Here is an 18969-nt window from a genome sequence, read left to right on the forward strand (position 1 = left end):
CCGATCCGTGTACAGCGATGACCTTGACGGTCTCGCACACCGAGGTATGACATCGCTCGCTTTTGAACGATTCACCCTCCTTCTTCGGCACGAGAATCCATGACACGACTCACGCAAGTTTTCCTGAAACCAGGCTGGTACAAGATTGGCAACCGCATGCAAGAGTTCACGGCGAATGATCTCGATCTGCTGGTCGAGCGAACCGCCACGATGCTCTCGGCAGGCATCCGCATTCCGCTGTGGGGAGCCCACAAGTCGCCCGGCAGCTTGGAAGGTGGCCCGCAGCCAGAAGAGAACTCCGCCGTCGACAACCTTGGCTGGATGGTCGGTGTTCGGCAGTTGGAAGATGGCAGCCTCGAGCAGACGCTGGAAGTGCTGGACGACGAAGCCGCCACGGCGATCGAATCAGGCCGCGTGCAATTCACCAGCCCAGAGATCGGCCCTTATACCGATGGCCTGGGTCGCGAGTTCGGGGTGGTGATTCGTCACATGGCATTGACCGCAACGCCCCGCAATCCGGAGCAAGGGGCGTTTCAGCCGGTACTGCAGTTCTCGCTCGACGATCAACTACATCCTCGTTCGACCACCACCAAGCTGATCGAAGCGTTGGCTGCTCGTGGCGTGCCGCTCGACGAGCAGTGGACGAACACGGCCGCAGGGCTTCAGCAATTGCTGGAAGCGATCGAGGCCAATTTACCACTGCCAACCGAACACGAAGCTTCAGAAACAACCGCAACGACGGACGACACCGCTTCGTCTCTGCAATTCAGTGAACCGGCGCAAGCGGCGATTGACGCCCAGATGCAGCAGGTCGCTCGGCTTCAAGCCCAGCTCGACCAGCAGCATCGGACTCAACTGACCCGCCGCTTCGCCGGTCTTCCATTGCCGCTGCGTGAGTTCTGCCAGCGCAAGGCCGAGAGTGTTCAGTTCAGCGAAACGGGCAACGACGCGCCGAACGTTTCGCTGACCGAGGTCGCCGATCTTTTTCGGCAGATGCTGCCTGGTTCGATGCAACTTCCCGACAACAATCTCCGCGAGCTCTCGCCAGCCGCCGAGCTTCTGGGGGAAGAGCCTGATCCGCAGAACGATCAGTTGACCGACGCCGTGCTCCGTTCGATCGGCATCGGCCGGTAGCCGACTCACCCGTTTCCTTTGTCACCTCCTTTTCCTTACAAGGAATCTTCACTATGGGTCAATTCGCACGTGGATCGTTGCCTGGTCAATCGCTGGCCGTGGAAAGCAGCGTTTCGCAGGTTCAATTCCTGGGACCGCACGGAGAAACCAACGCCACCATCCTGCAGGGGATTATTGCCGCCAGTTCGGTCGACGCTGGCAACACGCCCACCACGACCTTGCGAGCCGGCTTGGTGCTGGGTCGCATCGCTGCCTCTGGCCTTCTGGCACCGTACGATCCGACCGCGACCAACGGAACGCAAACGGCGATCGCGATTCTGCTCGACACGCTCGACATGCAAGACGCCCATGGCGTAAGCGAAGCGAAGCTGACGGCACGGATCCTTGCGGCGGGGCATGTCGTGAAAAGCTCGGTCATCGGCCTCACGCCCCAGGCCCAACAGCAACTCATTCGCCAGGGCATCCGCTTCGATCAGATCCCGATGCCAATGGCTTCGGCGCTGTGCGGCCATAACGGTTCGCTCTATGCGACCGCCGACATCGCGTTGACCTCCAGCGACAACGGCAAGCTGGTCGTAGCCAGCAAGGCCGGGGCAATCGCGATCACACTGCCGGCGATCGAAGAAGGCCTCGAGTTCGCTTTCGTGCAGACAGTCGATCAGAACATGACCATCACTTCGGCCGAAGGGAACAACGTGCTGGCCGTCAACAACGCCGCCGCCGACGGCATCGCGTTTCAAACCACCAGTCAAAAGCTGGGGGCCAGCGTGATTGTGAAGGCGATTCGCACCGCCAGCAGCACGCTGAAGTGGATCGCGTTGAGCAGCAGCCCTGCGTCGTTGACGGTAGTCTCGGCGTAAACGTTTCGCCGTTTGATTTTCTGAACTTACCTTACTCCTCAATCGTTTCCTGAAGGACCTTTGAATATGGGTTACAGCGCTTCCAAAGTTCTCGCCCCGCAGCGCATCATGGGGGTCGTCAAGCGTGTGCAAAGTGGACGTCAATCGTTGGCTCGGCTGCTCGGCTTCGTCGGCGAAGAGCCCAACGTGGTGCGTCCCGGTGGGCGACACTTCAGCTACGACGTCTTCAATGGCACCCGACAGTTGCCGCGTGGTATCGCGCCGGATGGTCCGCGCCGCTTGGCACCGCCTCAGGCAGTTGGCAACGTGACCGGTACGTTTCCACGTCTTGGCGAAACGGTTCCGCTGCTGTACGAACAAATGCTCAACCAGCGAATGCTGGGAGGCCCTTCGTGCGAACTCGATCAGATGGGGCTCTCGTATATCGGTCGGCAGGAAGCGTACCAGGCCGAGAAGTTCTTGAACTTCATCGAGTTCCAAACCGCCGCCATGCTGCGTGGCAAGTACTACTTTGCCCCGGCTGCCGATCAGTCGTATCTGCATAGCTGGGAGCCGACCGGCTTGCCAGGCGAGCAGTTGGTTGACTTCCGGATTCCGGCCGGAAATCGCGGGCAGCTCAACATGCTGGGTGACGGCGAGATCGTCGACGCAAGTTGGGATTCGCAAGATGGCGAAGGCAACTACGACGCCGACATTCCGCAGCAGATCTTCGGTATCAACGCGGCGTTGGAAGCCCTGTGTGGCCTGCCGCTGGAACACCTCTGCATGAACTCGGTGACCTGGAATCTGATGATCAAGAATCAGCAGATCAAATCCCAGGCCGGGATCGGCAACATGCCAATGCAAAAGATCGAGCGGACCGCTGGCGGCCACTTCACCGGACTGATCAGCAGCGTGCCGTGGGTCACGATTCACATCATGGATCATGTTCTGGAAATCGAAGGACCGGCCGGCACGTTCAAGCAGACCAAGGCCCTGGCCGACGATCATGTCTACGGCATGCCGAGCCCTAGTCCAGCGTGGGTTGCCTTGGGAGAAGGCTCGGAGGTCGTGGTCGAAGGGAACAGTCCCGAAGCGATCACGGCGGAACGTCACGGGCAATATGCCTGGGCGACGCCCAGCGACAACCCGGCCGGATACGACCTGCACCAGGTCTATAACGGTCTGCCGTTTCTGTACGTCCCCGGTGCGATCGTCGACGCCGAAGTGGTCTTCGAGTCGTAAACGGAAGCGTCGCCGTTTTGCTTGTGGGTCGAGCCGCCACTCCGCGCGGCTCGGCCCTCGGTTGACCGATCCCTCTTTTTCGCTGAAGCGCCATGAGCACGACACCTTATTGTACCGCGACCCAGTTGACGTCGATCCTCGGTCCCAGCGCTTTGCTGCGGCTGCTGGACGATAACGAAGATGGCACCGCCGGCTCGCTGGAAAGCTCGTACGCGAGCGATGCCATCGAGCAGGCCGCCAGTCAGATGAATCTCTTCCTGCACGCTCGTTACGCCACTTCCGATCTGGTGGCCAGCGATTGGTGCCGCTGGTGCAACGCTTACCTGGCGATTGATCTGCTGGTACGGCGCCGTGGAAATCCGGCCGATAGCAGTTTGACCGAGATCGCTCAAACGTATCGCGCACAGTTGGAAGCGATTGCCCGGGGCGAGCTTGCTTTGCCCGATGCGGCCCGGCCTCATACGGCGTTGCCTCGGATCAGCAATCACCAGACGGCCCTCGGCGAACGTTTGCCGGTACGGACAATCCGCCCCGAGCAGGAGGGCTAAGCGATGCATACCGCAGCCATTTTGAAAACGGTTTGCTTACAGCTTCGTCAGCGCTGGGGCTGGACAGCGGACCAGTGCCGCGTGACGCTCGATGCCCGGCCGATCGCTCGTTGCGGCGAGTTCTTCGTAGCGATCGCCGACGCTGGAACCGAGGCGGCCGAAAGCACCGGGCATTTCGTCGCCGAGCGTTTCCAACTAGAGGTGGGCGTCTGGCGACGGGTCGCGGCGTTTCCTGCCGATCGCGCGGCGAACCTGCTGTTGGAAGACGACCCGCACGCGGCGCCGGTTTGCTTGCCTCATGCACTCGAGCGGCAGGTGAAGCAAACCATTCATCGCAGTTACACGCTGCTGAATGCCATCAATCAAGCCGCCGGTTGCGGGACCGAGGCAACCGGCAGTGGCTTACAGTCTCCGTTTGTTTATCGCGGTTCGCGTCGAACGCAAGTTCTGGAAGCCAAGCCTGGCGGCGCCGCGTTTGTTGGCCGACTAATCCAGTTCGGCGAAGCCCTTCACATCGATCCTATTAGTGAGAACGAAGCATGAGCCTTGGAACTTTTGCCCCTGGACCTTACACGGCAACGTACGACGCCTCGGGCGCGGTAAGCGGCACGCCAGGCCAGGCGGCCGATCCGGCGGCTCGCGACATTGGCCTGGTCGAAGGTGCCCACCGACTGTCGCGAGTGATGGAAGGAGAAGACATCGCCGGAACGAACCTGTTCGGGCAGACGGTCGTCGATTCGATCTATCGCGGCGGCAACTGCTTTCTGCTGCTGACGATGAAAGAGTGGAAGCCTTACGTCCGCGATATTTTGTGGCCGTTTGGCAGCAGCTTCGGCGATGTCGGACCGATCGGACGACTGCTGACCGACCTGGCGGGAAAGATTGTGCTGACGCCAGTCGCTGGCACGCCTGCTTACCAAAACGATGGCAAGGTGTTGACGTTCGGTAAGGCGATTCTTTCGCCGCAGCACAACACCGAGATCTTCTATGGCCCGGCCCAGCGCGACGTGGCGTTGGTCTTCCGCTGTTTCCCTTACTACAACAGCGACGAAACGCCGAAGCTGGTCTGGTTTGAAGAATCGGACGTCGAGTAGTTCGCCAGCATCCCTTGGTATTGAAAGGTTCGACCGTTGAAGACGATTACCTATCAAGTTCGGTTGCAGCCTCCGACCGAGCCAGACCCGACCACCGAACTTGCCTCGCCGCAGTTGGCTGACTCGCCGGAAGCATCTTTCGGCCAGATCACCGAAGAGACCATTCGCCAGGCGATCGATCAGGCTGCGATCGACGCGCCGGCGAAATCCGATTCGGAAGAACCTCTCCAAGATGCTCCTCATTCGCCAAGGATGGCGGTGGCGACGAAGGATGCGCCAGCATCGTTTGAAGTTCGCTCGAAGGTGGATGGAGCAGGGGAGCGGACGATTCCGTTGCCTGGGACCAGCGCAGCAAGCGAACGCGATTCGATCCCGCTGCCCGGCCAGCCTCCCGTGCCGCGGCCGGCGTGGAACAGCTTCACGCCTCCGTTCGCCGCGATGCCATCCGCTGCAGAACCCGCGTTGCCAGAGACGACTTCGCCCGCCGCATCGCGAACGCTTGCATTGCCCACGTCGAGTTCGACCGCGTCGCCAGGCTTGCCGGAGCCAGCGTCGTCCGCTTCCAATCGCCGACACGATTCGGCGGTTTCGGCTTCACTGGCGGAAACAACGCGGCTGCTACGGAAGCTGCTTGACGAACGCACTGCGGCCGCGCCGCCAACCGGACTGGCTTCGCTTTGGGAACAGTTGGAGCACATGGCCGATCCCGACCTCGATGCCGTGCAAGACGCGTCGCGACATGGCGACTCGTTTCCTACTGGTCTTGCTGCGAGGCGATGATATGAGCACCCGTCAGGAAAATCGAAGCGATGAGGATGTTGAACATGCCGAGATACATGATCGACTGGGTCATGAAGAACAACACCGGTGGCGGACTCCCCGTATAACAAACGAACAGTCCGAATCCCCCCGCCAATACGCACGGGACGCCACCGCAAAACAAAAAGAACGCGTAGGCATACAACGGATGCTTACGATCGGGCAGCGGATAAAGATACCTGGGGCTTGGCTTAGCCGGTTCATAGATCTCGTCGATTGTCTCAATTTCGATTTGGTTGGACTCGGCATAGGCACGCACATGCTGCTTATCGACGGCGTCGATCGTCCGTTCGAATCGGTTGCCTTCAGTATCGGTTCCAATCAGCAAGTATTTCATGGGATCGCTCAGATTAGTTGCGGGAATGGACTACGACGCCATCTTGGCACGTTGAGAATAGGCCCACAGGGCGACCGCCGCACAAGCGGTCAGCATCCCCGAACCAACGGTCACCAGGCCGAGGACGCGCGCGTGACCTTTGCGTCCCAGGACGTTCGATACGGCGGCGTTCGTCGGGTCGGCCATGGCGGGATTGATCTCGGGCGACCGAGAAGCCCGGTGCGCGATTTCCACCACCAAGATCGGCGTCAGAAACAGCGCTATCAGCAGCAACCACGACAAGTGCTTTTGCCCGTCAGGAAGTCGCGGGGCCTCTTCGAACTCGTCGTCCATCGTTCCACCTCTTCGTCGCAGGTCAATCCTGCTGCCATGACTTGTTGACCACGCATCCCTACGGTACTACGTATGCATACCCCGATCAATCAGGCCGACCTCTCTGCGCAAACAATTCATTATGGTGATGTGCAGATCGGCGGCAGCGGTGGCCCGAGCATTGCCGGATCGGCCGTTCGTTCGACCCCGCCGCAATGGTCTTTCACAGCGACCAATCAATACAACGACGCCCAACAAACCGTGATCGGGCAGCGCGTCCGGCTGGATGTTCAGGCGATCTTCTACAGCGAAACGGAAGCCCTTTCCGCGACGCAGTTGAAAGCCATTCGTCGGCAACTTCTAGAGCCGCGTCAAACGCTTTCACTTGCCGGAACTGGGTGCGGGCTCGATAGCCCCGCCATCGATATCGGCTGGGGGCCTCGGCCGCTGGCATGCACCATCACCATGCAAGGTTCGCAGACCGCATCGCTGCAGTGGTCGGTTGAATTGGAAATCGCTTCGTCCGATGTCGCCGCCAGCTTACTGGACGAGCGGCTCAAGTCGTTCGACTTCGCTCAAAGCTATCGCCTCGACGATCAAGGCCTGCTGACGCGGGTCACGCGTGGCAGTTGGCAAGTTGCTTCGCAGCATTCCGGCGGAACGCAGGTCGCCGACAGCTTTCGCGCGGCGATCGATGTCGAAGTGCCTGCCGGTTTCCGTCGCGTCACGCAAGTTTACGACGAATCGACCGACAAGAGCCGCATCGACTTTCAACTGGTCGACGTGCAACTCGCAGGTGACGCGCTGCCGGCAGGGATCGCCGAAGGGGAAGGTTCCTTCTCGTTCACGACCGAAGGAATCGGACTGGCTCGCGGCACGGCGCGGCTGACGGCGACTTTGACCGTCGCCCCTGGGGTCGCCCCCAACTATGCGTTTCTGCAGTTCTGGTTAATGGCCGAGCAGAAACAATCCGATCTGCAGTCCGCGGCAAGCGGCGGGACGGCCCTCTTTCCGATTCATTTGTCGATCGAACGAGGGCTGTGGGAGCGCGCCCGGACGAGCCGCTTCGAGATCGTCTGGCAGAAAAGTGGCGGCATCGGCGCGTTCCTTTCCGACAAGTTCTGGACGCCGCTCTCGGGGAGTGGCGACTATTCGACCTGGAGTAGTTCGATCGCCGGCATGTGGCATCAGCGCGGAACGGCCGGGCTAGCGTCGACGTCGGCCGATAACGTTTCGGTCAACCTCGCTTCGGCCGCCAGTGGCGTCGTCATCGCGACCAGCAACACGCCTCCCTCGATTAGCAATGCCGCCGAATCGGTCGAACTGGCCAGTAGCACAATCGACCCGAACGCGTCGTGGCTCGACTACGATGTGCAATTGAAGTTCTTTAAAGACGAACGGACGACCTGGCATCGCCGGGCGGTCGACGCTTCGCGCAGCTCGGCCACAATCAGCGATCCGCTGTACGGCACCGACGGCATTCAGCCGCAGCAGTCGTTCGATGCGACCGACCAAGAAGACATCGCGGAAGAACATGGCTTGCCAACGCAATATGTGCTGCTGAAGGCGAAGGGCTTGCGAGTGCAATACCTGCCGGTCTTCCCCACGCTGACCTCGCTGGCCGGGCAAGCGGTTGCGTTGGTGAAGGAATCGTTCGAGATCGGTCCGGCGACCAGCGTGGGGCACATTGTCTATCAGATGCGCGGCTATCGTTTGTACAAAGTTCTGGGAACGGTCGCCTCGCTGAGCGATTCGCCGGCCAGCCCTTCCGTTCCCCCAGCACCTTCCAGCGAAGAGCCGGAAGGAGAGGAGTCGTAACGATGTTTACCTTACCACCGTCGGTGAAATTGCAGATTGTGGTCGACGAAGCGGCGGAAGCTTCGCCGGTAACGATCGACCTTTTGGAAGCTTACGACCAGGCCGCCTTCTTGGCGCAGTCGCATGGCGATGCCTGGCTGCCGCTGTGGGGCGAATGGATCGCCACGCAGCTTGGCCAAACGAGTCTTGCTTACAGTCAAGTTCGGTCGCTTTGGCAACAGGTCGCCCACCTGTCGACTACCTGGCTGGACGACTGTAAAAAAAAAGCAGAGACGACTGCCTTCTAGCTTTGCTGTATGGAGGCTCGCCGGGACAATACCGCGATGTCCCGGCGTTCGACAAGCGTGCCTGGCTGAGCAATTGGCCCGAAAGCTATGCCCGCCGCCAGCTACTTACCCCTGCCGAAGCCACCACACCTGATGGTATCTATCAGCAGATCTTGGCAGCCACCGGGCAAGAAGACGTGGCCCGTGCGGCGCGACTGGAAGCGTTGACGCAAGCGAAGCTGCGTAGTCTGGCGCGTTAAAGACATGCGGAACGAGCCTGTGACTGCTTGGGACTTTGTCGCCACGACACGCTAAAATGGGAGTAGCGATCCATGCCGGTGGAACTTCTTCGACCGGCTTCACATAGGCCCCAGGCTAGTCTTGTTTATGCGCCCTGATCCTCGCTCCGAGATTCGTATTTATCGCCACCCATGGATTTGGATCGGCGTGCTGGCGATGAGCGTGCTTTTCATCGTTTCGATAGGAGCGGACTGGTTGGGATTTGTTCCGCTGGGATTCACTCAATTGCCGGGGCTTTCGACCATTTTTCTGATCTTTCTGATCCTGGTGGCCGGCTGGTCATCCGTCATGATCTGGTTTCGGCGGCAAGCGGTACTGATCATTCGCCACAGCGACATTACGCTGGTCCATGCCGTGCTGCCGACCTGCCAGGCGACGATTCCTTTCGATCAAATCACCAATATCACCACCAGTTGGCAGCCTGACACGGTGCCCAGCTACCTGATTGTGCATGTCGACAACCTCGATCCGGAGGTCGATAACTCAGGCATCTGGGAGAAAATCGAAGGGGACAAACGCTTCTACGAGTGCTCGAACCTGACACAAAACGCGCCGCAACTTGCCAGCATCATCGCCTCTCGACTGACCGCGCGATCATAACGTGACCACCCCCGCGCCAATTTCTTGCGTTTCTCGCACGAGCCGGTAAAGTTTTGGCTAAGGAACAGAATTCTTTCAGAGGCTAACTAAACCGGATGGACGCAACGGAGACGCGCGGGCTTGCGTCACGCCGTGTTGTGCCGCGGTTGATCGCGCTCGGTATTGTCGCGATTGTCGTGGTATTGCTTTGGCAGTGGCTTGAATCCGTTAACCGCCAAGAGGCGCTAGAGCAATTAGTGGCGGCCGGAGCCGACGTGACCGACTTCGCTGGTCAGAAGTCGAGTGTCAGTCTGCCGAAAACGGCCGACAAAGCGGTCGCTATGCCGTTACTGGCCAACCTACCGGACTTGTGGTTCTTCGAGGTTCGCAAGCCAGACTTTAACGATCAAGACCTCACGTTCTTGAACCCTCTGAAAAAGCTCGAGCTTCTCGCCCTGCCAGACACTCAGGTCACTGGGGAAGGTTTCGCTGGCTTTGCCAATCATACGCAGCTATACCTAGTGAACGTGAGTGGTTGCCCGTTGTCGGCCAAAGGATTGAAACAGCTTTCCGTGATTCCATCGCTCGACTATCTGAACGCTGGCCGAACCAACCTAACGGCCAAGCACCTGCAAGCGATGCAGGAACTGAAAGTCCGCCTGCTGAGCGTGGTCGAAGCTCACGTCGATCGCGTGGAGTTGCAAAACCTGCTGAAAGCAGGCCAGATTCAAGAGGTCGATCTGACCGACACGAACCTGAGCATGAAAGAAATCGACGACCTTCGCGCGGCCGTACCGCAGGTCAAAATTCACGCCATGTCGTCGCACCCGAAAGCCTTACGGCAGACCGCCAATCCCGACCACTCGTTGCCTGCACAGCTCCCGGCAGACGACAACGCACAGCCCTAAAGAATTCCCCGCGGATCATTTCGTTTCGCGCTGCTGTTCCAGCGTGAAGACAATCCCGTGGGCAGCGCTATAGATGGCCCCAATGATCAAAAAGCCAAAGCCGACCATCAACAGCACAAGGAAGACCGGATAGGGTATGCCTACAAACGTTAGTACTGCCGAGGCTAACAGGGCCAGCCAACCCGCCATCAGGTAACCTTTCGCGTACCAGCCAATGCGGCCTTGAGCCGAACGTGGACGTTGAGGCGTGAACGACGGCTTGGGGTCTTCCACGTCGATACGACGAATGCTGGTGATCTCGTAGCCAACCTGCTCGATGGCAGCCCGAGCCTCTTCTTCGCTAGGCGCCACCACCAACTGACTGAACGGCATTTCATTGGGCGCACGACCGGCGACAGAGAACTTCATGGCATTCTTTCGTGGGGCAGAGAAGCTTTGGCCTGGCGGGATTAGTCGGAACTTGCATCTTCCAACGCTAGCGCTGGCCGACCCAATTCCTGAGTTGCCAGCACAATATATCGGACCCGCCGCGTGAAACCAATTTGCAGCAAGATCATTCCCAACACCAGCAGTATGCCAGGAATAAGGAAGATCGGAATCAGGCATACAACGAAGAGCAGGGAAAACAGAATCGATAACCAGCCCAACGCCAGCAGCGAGTTCCCAGAGTTACCCAGCCTCAGCACCGTCGAATCCGACGTCGGCGGTAGCGAAAGGTATTGGGGTGGAAGAGGTAGACCTTGTTGGCCGACGGGTTGAAGGCGACTTAGCGTGATCTGTTCCTTCGCCGCATAGGCCCGCACCTCTGCCTCGTCACTGGCCTCAATCATCCGATTCACCGGCATCCCATTGGAAGCCGTGCCAGAAATCGAGAAGAACTTACGCATCACGAAACGCCTTGGAAGCAGGGATGAACGAGTGGAAGTTAGTCAAAGTAAAGCAGGAAGGGGGGCCGTGCAAGATTATCCTGGAACCTCAACGTTCATCTCTCACAATTTAGATATAACAACAGATGTATAACCACTTTTTTAATATTCGCAGTATTTACTTGCATGCCATTTCAACTTTGCTAGGCTGATGCTCGCAACCTGACACACCAGCTCGTTGAGGGAAGAACGACCATGATGCGTAGCTTTTTCAAGCGTCTTCGTTCAGCGACTTCAGGGCGTTGGATGGGCGTGACTGACTTGTCGCGGATTGCTACCTTTCTCTTCTGTTGCACCCTGATTGCGGCCTACGTCACCTTCTTTGTCGCGAACTCGTTAATCTGGGCCTTCGCCGCGCAGATGAGCGGAATGTTGCTCGGCTTTCTGTTTGGAATTCCGAAGGTACAGCAAGGAGCAAGCCCCGAGGATGGCCGCTACCAGCAGCAGGTCAACACGAACCTCGAACAGGTCTCGGACTGGGTCACCAAAATCATTGTTGGGATTAGCCTGGTCCAGTTGCAGCAGATCCCTGGCTTGTTTCAATCGCTGGTCGAATACATTGCCCTCGACTCCAGCATCTCGCTGGGAACGATCGGCGCAATTCTGGTGATGTTCTCGGTGCTAGGGTTCTTCACTGGTTATTTGCTGACACGCGTGTTCCTGGCCCCCGCTTTTCGCGAAGCCGATCTGGCCGCGATACAGTTCCAGCAAGAAATGGAAGAACTGCAATCGGTCACAGAGACTCCGACCAACGAATTCACCACGCTTAGCGTCGATCTTGCGCGAAGTCCACGGGATGCCATTCTTGATGCGTGGCTTGATGTCGTCGATGCCTTGAAACTGAAACTAAAAACGAACGACAAACCATACATGGCCGAATATCGCCTGGAACATACCGCCTTGAGCAACGGCCTGATCGATCAGAAGCAATTCCTCACCATCCAGTCGATGCGAAAAATTCGCAACACAGCGGTACACTCGCCAGACCTTTCCATCCCCGAAGAAGATGTCCGAAAGTTTGTCAACGAAGCCACCACGTTGACGAACCAATTGAAGTAATGGCTTATCGTAGTCGGCATCCCTATTCTGGGCCTCTTACGCTCGACTTTGCCGCAACCCAATCGCCCGTTTTGCACGGTCAAAACCGGGCAATTGTTCGGTCCAACATTTACTTCCGGAAACTTTCCAGAGGCAGGCTGCTGGCTTGGTTTTCGTGGTAGGGGGGTGACCTATAATGGAGTGTTTCACGAAGGGTACAGGGTGCTCTCTGGGTAAGTGCCAGCTTTCGTGAAAGGCTTTCATTCAGGGCGACATCGGTTTGGCACGGCAGCGATCGATTGAAGAAGTCTATACGGAAGTAACCCGCGCTGCGTTACTCGGGCTGGCGGTCAATTTCATGCTTGGCCTGGTCAAGCTGATTGGCGGGATCGTGGGGCATTCGTTCGCCCTGATCGCCGACGCCGTGAACTCGATTGGCGATGTCGTTACCACGGTCGCTGTTCTCTTTGCGCTACGCGTCGCGCAGCACCCTCCGGATGAAGAGCATCCTTATGGGCATACCCGCGCCGAAGGGATCGCCGCTTCCAATGTCGCGCTGCTGGTGATCGTTTCCGCCTTGATGGTCGGCTGGGAGGCACTGCAGCGGATCGGCGATCAACATGTGACGCCGCCGATCTGGACCTTATGGATCGCCGGGGCGAACGTTCTGATCAAAGAAGGTTTGTACCAATACAAAGTTCGCGTCGGCCGCCGCACCGGTTCCGCCGCGATCATTGCCAACGCCTGGGACCATCGCTCCGACGCGTTCTGCTCGCTGGCGGTGCTGATTGGCCTTAGCGCGATACGCTTTGGCGGGCCGATGTTCGTATGGGCGGATGAAGTCGCGTCGCTGGTCGTGGTCACCGCGATCGTTTGGTCAGGCATTCAGCTCTTCCGTAACAGTGCCAACGAATTGATGGACGTGCAAGCCGATGCCGAGTTCGTCGATCAAATTCGTGCCACCGCGCTGCAGGTCGTTGGTGTTGAAAACGTCGAGACGTTGTGGGTTCGCAAGTCAGGCCTCGAGTACTTCGCCGACATCCATATTGAAGTCGACCAGCACATGACCGTCGCCGCAGGCCACCGGATCGGACACCAGGTGAAAGATCGCCTCATCCACGACTTCCCAAACCTGCGAGACGTGCTGGTCCATCTCGAGCCGTTCCCTCATCTGCATGGGAAGGACGCCAACAAATAGGCTCCGGTGCCTTGCATGGCGACGGCGAAAAGCACTGCATCTTCCGAGAGTTCCACGCAGAAGGACCACCTGGCAACCCCGAGCCGACATTGCCAGATGGTCGATCGCATCACGCGAACTACGGAGTCAGAATGTGTTCGCCATGGGCAAACTGATGGTGGCAAGCGTTGCAGCTTTGAACCATCGATTCGTAATTCTTCTTCGCCGTGGCGAAGTCTTTGGCCTGCGAAGCGCGGTAGAATTTGCCGCCGAAATCACGCACGCCGATGCTGTGCTTGATCCAGTCGGCACTATCTTCCTTCGGCACCCGTGCCAGCAGCAGGTTTCCCCCTTCCGCTAGCTTCAGCGATCCTTCCTTCAGCACTTTCCAACCAGCGTTGTCGGCTGGTGCTTCCGCCATCGCTGGCTTCAGGCGTTTGAAGGTGGGCTGAAAGACGTACTCCATGAACTCGTGCATATCGGGTTCGACCGGAACTGGACCGTCTGCCTTAAGCGATGGGTCAGCGGCTTGCACCTTCGGTGACGAGATCAGCAAACTTCCCACGCCCAGCAGGGCGATCAGGGCCAACGAAAACAACGAGAGCGAACGCTTCATAAATCAATTCCTTAATGACAAAACCAATGGCTACCTGCACACGCGGCCACCGTTCGGCAGCGCGCATGCCAGCACGCGATTCATTCCAAGTGAGTTCCCACAAACGCAGGCAGATCCTGCTCAGGGCTCCGTCGACAAGACGTATTCGTTAAAAGAATCCAGACGCCGTGCGTTAGATCAGCAGGACGCCCAAACGAAGATAGAGAGGCTGCCGATGCGCGGCCTGATGGAGCGCGGCCACGCACCTGTTGGGTGGCAGGGGCGACGTAAGGTCCAACGAAGTCGCGACAGCCACATTGCTGACATGCTTTGGCTGAGTTGTCTCCGAGGTCTCTTCGATCACCGCGCGAGGCTGCGGCGCAGTCGCTTGCGAAGATGGCGTGACATGCCAATGCCAACGCTTACCCAGATCGTTTCCGTTCGCCGCCGGATGATAGGCTTGCAGATGCGAAGCCAACTGCACGACATCCATTTCGCCGTGCGAATGTCCCCACGGAAGCGGAATCCGCGACAAGCAGAGAACGAGCGTCAAGACGACGATTCGATTCAAGCCTGGCACAATGACTCCTCCGGGAACAACGAGACAACAGCCTTCGATTCTAAGCCAACGCCCAGGCCGATTCTACACCCTGTTGCGCTACGGGTTCTTCTGGAAAGGGGAAATACTCCTTTGCCTGAGACTACCTGGCCGCTCGAAGCAATTCAATCCTTTACTGGCATGACTGATCCGGTGTTCACGCGATGACCTGGACAAATCGAGGACGGGCCGTTCGATAAGGGGCGAATTTGTTTCCTCTTTGCCAGGGCTCACACTTATGTCGACGTTCTTTCAATCGGTTCGCTCGGTCTTCCAACGCACCCGCAAGTGGTTACTCGATAAGCCTCCGCTCAGTCGTGACTATCGGGATCGATCTGGCCCGCCATGGCAACGGTTCTCGCTCGAGTCGTTGCCGCCATTCACCTTGTGGCAAGCCGACGTGATGTTGATGGATCCGCACGTCGTGTTTGGACTGATGGTTCGCAACGGAGCGATTGCCCCGGCTCAGGTCAATTGGTCAGGCGAACCCCGCCAGGTTCGCTTCGCCCAACAACAATGGAACCGCATCTGGCACGACTTCGGCGGAGCCCTCTTGCGCACGAAACGGTACGGCTGGATGCCATTCGAGGTGACCTATCACGAAATCGCTCAAGGTGAATTTCAAGGCATGCTCGGGGTGAAGGGCCTGCACGACTTTCACCCGCGCGATGGCCGCGTCGTGCTGCGTGGCAGCGAGAAAGCTGGCGTTCGCTTCGGTTCGTCGCGCGATGCTGGCGATGGATTGCTTCCATTTCCTGCTTCGCTGTGGTGCACGTTCGACAGCCAGTTCGGCAATCCTTATGGGCGCTCGCTGAATCAGAACAGCTACGTCCCCTTCGAAGAGAAATGGCGAGACCACGGAGCCAAAGATGTGCTGCGGCTGCGGATGATGAAGGATGGTTACAGCGGCGATATTTTTTGGGTCCCGGACCAGGTCATCGAGATTCCTGATCCGGTCACGCAGGAAAAGAAGCGATACCACGCGATCGATCTCTTTCGCCGCGCCCAGGAAACGCGTCTGGCTGGGGCCTCGATGACGCTGCCCCGCTTGTTCGGCAGTCAAGGTGAAGAGCTGACCGGCTACGAACCGCCGCACGACAACGGTCGGCCAGAAGGCATTCTGGAATGGAACGAACGCCTCGACTGGGAAATTTGGAAAGGGCAGGGCGTCATCCGCGAAGTGTTCGAGGCCGCTTCGTCCGGCAGCGGATTCAGTGGACGCACCGTTCCGATGATCCACTTCCTGGGCATGGTCACTGAAGAATTCAAGTCAATTCTGGCGGATGTGATGCACGACCTTCTGCGTCCGCTCACGCACATCAACTTCGGCCGCGACCCCGACCTTTCGGCCGAAGTTCGTCCGTTGATGGAAACCTACGCCGAAGCGATGTCGGGCAGCGCGCTCGGCGGAAGTTCGTTCGGCGGCAGTCGGAGCGATGTCGCCCGTCCGGCAGAAGGGAGCGAAGCATGAGCCCACGTTTCGCAAGTGCGGTTACCCTCGACGATCTTCCTTGCTTGCTGCCGGACGAAGCGATCTATCCAGCAGCGGCGCGGCTGGCCAACAGCTATCGCTGCCCGGTCGGTCCGGAGGCAGGTCAGGCCTTTCTGCTGATGACGCGTGACGATGTCGACTCGCTGACCAAAGATGCCGCCGTCACCCTTGCGTGGCAGATTGTCGACAAAAGCGGACCTTCCCCGGTCACCACCACGCACAACTTCACCGGACTCTACTTCGTTCAGGCGACACGCCTTTTACGCGGTGCCGATGCCGACCCGAACGCCACGATGCTGGTCGAACTTCGCGACGTGCGTCACCTGCTGAAGCTGACTAGCGTCGGCGTCGCCCAGTACAACCTTCGTGGTACCTGTCTGGCGACGACCTTTCTGCCGGAGTCACGCAACAGCGGCAGCGACTGGACCTGGGCGAGCATGTTGGAAGACCTGTGGAGCAAGCTTCCGGCTTCACTGGCCGGGACCGCGCCGACGCTCCCTTTCACGCCGCATGGCACGCCGGAAGGCTGGAAGTTTGTCGGCGTCAGCGTTTGGGAAGCGATCGATCAGGTACTGACCAAGCTCGGCTGCACCATCGCCTTCGATCCACGCGACGCCTCGTTCACGTTCGTCGAAGTTGGAGCCGAGCAGCTTTTGACGGTCGATGACGGGGAAGGTGGCAGCGAATCAGTCGCAATCGACGCCTTGACGATTCCCGTTACCTTTCAAGCCGAACCGATCCCAGGCAACGCGACCGCCATTCCCGAGAAGCTGCAGGTCTGGTTCCCGACCTGGCACGATGTCTTTGGTCCCGGTTGGCAACAGGCGTGGGATGGTGCCTGGACCGGAGACCGAACCGCCATTCCTCAATCGCGGAACACCTCGCATCCCGCGGCGGTTGCCGGAACCGTGGTCGACCTGTGGGAAGACCTTTCTGCTTGCTACGACGGCGACGATGAACTGCAAAACGAAACCGACCTGGAGGCCCGTGCCGATGCGATGCTTACCAGGTGGCTGGCTGCCGCGACGATCGTGCCGCGGCATCAAGTATTGATTGGGATCGATTCGGCCATCCTCCCCGGCAGCGAGATCCAAGAGGTGCTGTGGCGCAACTGGGGCGAAACGCTCGGCGGCAGCGTGACCGAATTTCGGACCGGGCCGCGCGGCGTCGGCTTACCGGCACGCTTGCGACCAGCCGAGGCCAACATTGGCAGCATCTTCAATGTCACGCTAACCGAAGACATGTCGGCGACCAGCAGTCATCAAGCTCGCTTCACCTTCGACGACACCACCGGCGGAGCGATGGGGCACGACCCGGGCAGTCGCTGGAACAATGCGACCAGTGGCGACGAAGCGATTGTTAGTTGGATCAACAATCGCTGGCAATTCCTCGACGTTTATAACTGCGACGCGATCTCTAGCTAGAAAGGGACCTCATGTATCGTCGCCATTGCCAATGTTGTTACACGCCGAACAAGCCTTGCGTTTCGGTCACCGGCAGTTGGGCCGCCGCTTCGGGCACCTGGTCGCCGGTGGTCGGAGGTGCCAAGTGCACTAGCCCAGGGGCGTTTCTATATTCGCCAGCCAGCGGACTCGATTCAGGCGATCGCCAGGGCATGCAGCTTCAGATCACTGGATCGGATGCTTTCATCGCTGGCTGGATCTTCGATGCCGACGACGAAGCAAACTGCCACCGCTTGAAGATCACCAAAACCTCAAGCGACGTCACCGCCGAACTGGAACAGGTCACCAGCGGATCGGCCGTCACGCTCGACGCGTGGGACATGCCGCAGTTGGCTGCCTTCAGCGGATTCTCTGCCGCGTCGGCCGAGTACGCCAACTACGTCACGTTGTCGGCGATCCTCGACAGTTCCCTCAACGCAATCACCGGTTGGGGCTGTGGCTTTCCCCGCGATGGTAGTTACCAGAAGCGGGGCGGGCCGAAGCTTGGCTTCTTCGCCGAATCGTTCGATGGCGGCTCGCTGACGATGGTGCGTTACCCGGCCGGGTCGCTTTCCCCGCACGATGGCTACTACGGCCGCAATACGTGCGCCGGTGCGATGCCCGGCTTCTGCAGTTTCGGCGTGGCGGGCTTCGACAACACGGCCATCATCAAGTTTGGCGGCACCGATCAGGTTTACTACGAGCTCGACGTTTCAGGGCTTTCCCTTACCAGCGACAGTTGCAGCGAGGACGAAGCGTTCTGGCTGTCTGGCAACATCGACTGGAACCCTGGCTCGGCAGGCAGCATCCAGTGCAGCTATCAGAATGCCGCCCCCAAGGTTTGCACCGGCGGCGATTGGCAGATCGAAACGTCGGTCATCTTCACCACGAACCTGCCGTACGCCGACGAGAACCTTCGCCGCGACATCGCCCAGTTGGAACTAACGGTCATCTATCGCCGAGCCTTCAATAGCAGCGTCCGCGAATACCGTTTTCGCGGTTACGTACAGCAAGACAGCTTCACCGCCGGTCAGCCGATCACGCTGCCGCTGTACTCGGAATCGATCAGCGGCGCCGAGAAACCTTTCAACGGCACCCCAACCAAGGCGACCCTGACATGCGTGTGATGTGCGACATGATCCGCGATGGCGAAACCTGGAAATGCCAGGCCTGTGGTTGGTCGATCACCACCGCGACGTTTCGCTTTCGTCCGCAGCGCCGCTGCCGCGCTGCACCGACGACGCCTGCAACGAAAACGACTCAAAAGAAGCACCACCGCACGGTCGAGCAAATGCAGATGTTGCTCGACAAGCATTGCCGGAACTGTCCGTCGTTTGTCGACAGCACGAACGTCGCCCGCCTCAAATGCCGCCAGCTCCCTGCTTGCGGCTGCCTCTGGGAAAAGCTGCGTTCCAAACTATGGTCCTGCCCGCTCAGGCGATTTCCGCGTGACGAAGATCTTTACCGCGCGATGCGAAGCTTCGGCAAGTAAACCATCCGAT

Annotated in this window: 24 protein-coding genes; 18 read left to right on the forward strand and 6 right to left on the reverse strand. The window is 58.9% G+C overall.

The genetic code is table 11. From position 1 onward, the window contains the following. The first annotated feature begins 99 nt into the window (after nucleotides 1–99). From ABD890_RS24185 to ABD890_RS24215, 7 genes are all read left to right on the forward strand, one after another. Nucleotides 100–1134: a hypothetical protein gene (locus ABD890_RS24185; RefSeq protein ID WP_345095451.1), complete on the forward strand. Its 1035-nt coding sequence runs from the start codon at nucleotides 100–102 to the stop codon at nucleotides 1132–1134. A gap of 53 nt (nucleotides 1135–1187) precedes the next feature. Beyond that, the gene (locus tag ABD890_RS24190) at nucleotides 1188–1994 is read left to right on the forward strand and encodes a head decoration protein (RefSeq protein WP_345095452.1); all 807 of its coding nucleotides are present in this window, start codon (nucleotides 1188–1190) and stop codon (nucleotides 1992–1994) included. Between the two features lie 66 nt (nucleotides 1995–2060). Then, nucleotides 2061–3218 carry a major capsid protein gene (locus tag ABD890_RS24195; protein WP_345095453.1) on the forward strand — a complete coding sequence of 386 codons (1158 nt, stop codon included), beginning with the start codon at nucleotides 2061–2063 and terminating at the stop codon, nucleotides 3216–3218. A 92-nt stretch (nucleotides 3219–3310) separates the two neighbouring features. Then, nucleotides 3311–3766, forward strand: coding sequence for a phage protein Gp36 family protein (locus ABD890_RS24200; RefSeq protein ID WP_345095454.1), 456 nt, complete (start codon nucleotides 3311–3313; stop codon nucleotides 3764–3766). Nucleotides 3767–3769: 3 nt separating this feature from the next. Then, nucleotides 3770–4309 (forward strand): hypothetical protein, encoded by a 540-nt coding sequence (locus ABD890_RS24205; protein ID WP_345095455.1) that lies wholly within the window; start codon nucleotides 3770–3772, stop codon nucleotides 4307–4309. Continuing rightward, nucleotides 4306–4860 (forward strand): hypothetical protein, encoded by a 555-nt coding sequence (locus ABD890_RS24210; RefSeq protein ID WP_345095457.1) that lies wholly within the window; start codon nucleotides 4306–4308, stop codon nucleotides 4858–4860. The genes ABD890_RS24205 and ABD890_RS24210 overlap by 4 nt, the downstream gene beginning before the upstream one ends. 36 nt (nucleotides 4861–4896) lie before the next feature. Further along, entirely contained in the window at nucleotides 4897–5640 is a 744-nt protein-coding gene (locus ABD890_RS24215) for a hypothetical protein (protein ID WP_345095459.1), read from the forward strand. On the opposite strand, the gene ABD890_RS24220 is transcribed toward ABD890_RS24215, so the two are convergent. Continuing rightward, entirely contained in the window at nucleotides 5615–6016 is a 402-nt protein-coding gene (locus ABD890_RS24220; RefSeq protein WP_345095461.1) for a hypothetical protein, read from the reverse strand. The two genes, ABD890_RS24215 and ABD890_RS24220, sit on opposite strands and share 26 nt — an antisense overlap. Nucleotides 6017–6046: 30 nt before the next feature. Continuing rightward, nucleotides 6047–6349: a hypothetical protein gene (locus ABD890_RS24225; RefSeq protein ID WP_345095463.1), complete on the reverse strand. Its 303-nt coding sequence runs from the start codon at nucleotides 6347–6349 to the stop codon at nucleotides 6047–6049. A gap of 72 nt (nucleotides 6350–6421) precedes the next feature. Here ABD890_RS24225 and ABD890_RS24230 point away from each other — a divergent pair, with 72 nt between their 5' ends. The 5 genes from ABD890_RS24230 (at nucleotide 6422) to ABD890_RS24250 (ending at nucleotide 10199) form a co-directional block, all read left to right on the forward strand. After that, a complete protein-coding gene (locus ABD890_RS24230) occupies nucleotides 6422–8146 on the forward strand; it encodes a hypothetical protein (RefSeq protein WP_345095465.1) in 1725 nt (574 codons plus the stop codon). 2 nt (nucleotides 8147–8148) lie between these two features. Beyond that, nucleotides 8149–8433, forward strand: a complete 285-nt coding sequence (locus ABD890_RS24235) for a hypothetical protein (protein ID WP_345095467.1) — start codon at nucleotides 8149–8151, stop codon at nucleotides 8431–8433. A gap of 2 nt (nucleotides 8434–8435) precedes the next feature. Next, on the forward strand, nucleotides 8436–8672 hold the full coding sequence (locus tag ABD890_RS24240; protein WP_345095469.1) for a hypothetical protein: 237 nt from the start codon (nucleotides 8436–8438) through the stop codon (nucleotides 8670–8672). Nucleotides 8673–8799: 127 nt separating this feature from the next. After that, entirely contained in the window at nucleotides 8800–9312 is a 513-nt protein-coding gene (locus ABD890_RS24245) for a hypothetical protein (RefSeq protein ID WP_345095471.1), read from the forward strand. Nucleotides 9313–9407: 95 nt separating this feature from the next. After that, nucleotides 9408–10199 carry a hypothetical protein gene (locus ABD890_RS24250; protein ID WP_345095473.1) on the forward strand — a complete coding sequence of 264 codons (792 nt, stop codon included), beginning with the start codon at nucleotides 9408–9410 and terminating at the stop codon, nucleotides 10197–10199. A gap of 15 nt (nucleotides 10200–10214) precedes the next feature. On the opposite strand, the gene ABD890_RS24255 is transcribed toward ABD890_RS24250, so the two are convergent. Next, nucleotides 10215–10607: a hypothetical protein gene (locus ABD890_RS24255; RefSeq protein ID WP_345095475.1), complete on the reverse strand. Its 393-nt coding sequence runs from the start codon at nucleotides 10605–10607 to the stop codon at nucleotides 10215–10217. A 41-nt stretch (nucleotides 10608–10648) separates the two neighbouring features. Continuing rightward, a complete protein-coding gene (locus ABD890_RS24260) occupies nucleotides 10649–11086 on the reverse strand; it encodes a hypothetical protein (protein WP_345095477.1) in 438 nt (145 codons plus the stop codon). A gap of 234 nt (nucleotides 11087–11320) precedes the next feature. Between ABD890_RS24260 and ABD890_RS24265 the strand changes: the two genes are divergently transcribed. Both ABD890_RS24265 and ABD890_RS24270 read left to right on the forward strand, forming a co-directional pair. Next, complete coding sequence (locus ABD890_RS24265; protein ID WP_345095479.1) at nucleotides 11321–12184, forward strand: hypothetical protein; 864 nt, start codon at nucleotides 11321–11323, stop codon at nucleotides 12182–12184. A gap of 259 nt (nucleotides 12185–12443) precedes the next feature. After that, complete coding sequence (locus ABD890_RS24270) at nucleotides 12444–13361, forward strand: cation diffusion facilitator family transporter (RefSeq protein WP_345095480.1); 918 nt, start codon at nucleotides 12444–12446, stop codon at nucleotides 13359–13361. Between the two features lie 118 nt (nucleotides 13362–13479). On the opposite strand, the gene ABD890_RS24275 is transcribed toward ABD890_RS24270, so the two are convergent. Continuing rightward, nucleotides 13480–13956: a hypothetical protein gene (locus ABD890_RS24275; RefSeq protein ID WP_345095482.1), complete on the reverse strand. Its 477-nt coding sequence runs from the start codon at nucleotides 13954–13956 to the stop codon at nucleotides 13480–13482. A 172-nt stretch (nucleotides 13957–14128) separates the two neighbouring features. Continuing rightward, entirely contained in the window at nucleotides 14129–14515 is a 387-nt protein-coding gene (locus ABD890_RS24280) for a hypothetical protein (RefSeq protein ID WP_345095484.1), read from the reverse strand. Between the two features lie 256 nt (nucleotides 14516–14771). On the opposite strand from ABD890_RS24280, the gene ABD890_RS24285 reads away from it, so the two are divergent. Genes ABD890_RS24285 through ABD890_RS24300 form a run of 4 tightly spaced genes read left to right on the forward strand, consistent with a single transcriptional unit; the run spans nucleotide 14772 to nucleotide 18959 of the window. Beyond that, the gene (locus ABD890_RS24285) at nucleotides 14772–16004 is read left to right on the forward strand and encodes a hypothetical protein (protein WP_345095486.1); all 1233 of its coding nucleotides are present in this window, start codon (nucleotides 14772–14774) and stop codon (nucleotides 16002–16004) included. Then, nucleotides 16001–17449 carry a hypothetical protein gene (locus ABD890_RS24290; protein WP_345095487.1) on the forward strand — a complete coding sequence of 483 codons (1449 nt, stop codon included), beginning with the start codon at nucleotides 16001–16003 and terminating at the stop codon, nucleotides 17447–17449. Before ABD890_RS24285 ends, ABD890_RS24290 begins: the two co-directional genes overlap by 4 nt. Before the next feature lie 11 nt (nucleotides 17450–17460). After that, on the forward strand, nucleotides 17461–18594 hold the full coding sequence (locus ABD890_RS24295) for a hypothetical protein (protein ID WP_345095489.1): 1134 nt from the start codon (nucleotides 17461–17463) through the stop codon (nucleotides 18592–18594). Further along, nucleotides 18585–18959, forward strand: a complete 375-nt coding sequence (locus tag ABD890_RS24300; RefSeq protein WP_345095491.1) for a hypothetical protein — start codon at nucleotides 18585–18587, stop codon at nucleotides 18957–18959. Before ABD890_RS24295 ends, ABD890_RS24300 begins: the two co-directional genes overlap by 10 nt. The last annotated feature ends 10 nt before the right edge of the window (nucleotides 18960–18969 follow it).

This window comes from Bremerella cremea (assembly GCF_039541315.1).
GTDB lineage: Bacteria > Planctomycetota > Planctomycetia > Pirellulales > Pirellulaceae > Bremerella > Bremerella cremea.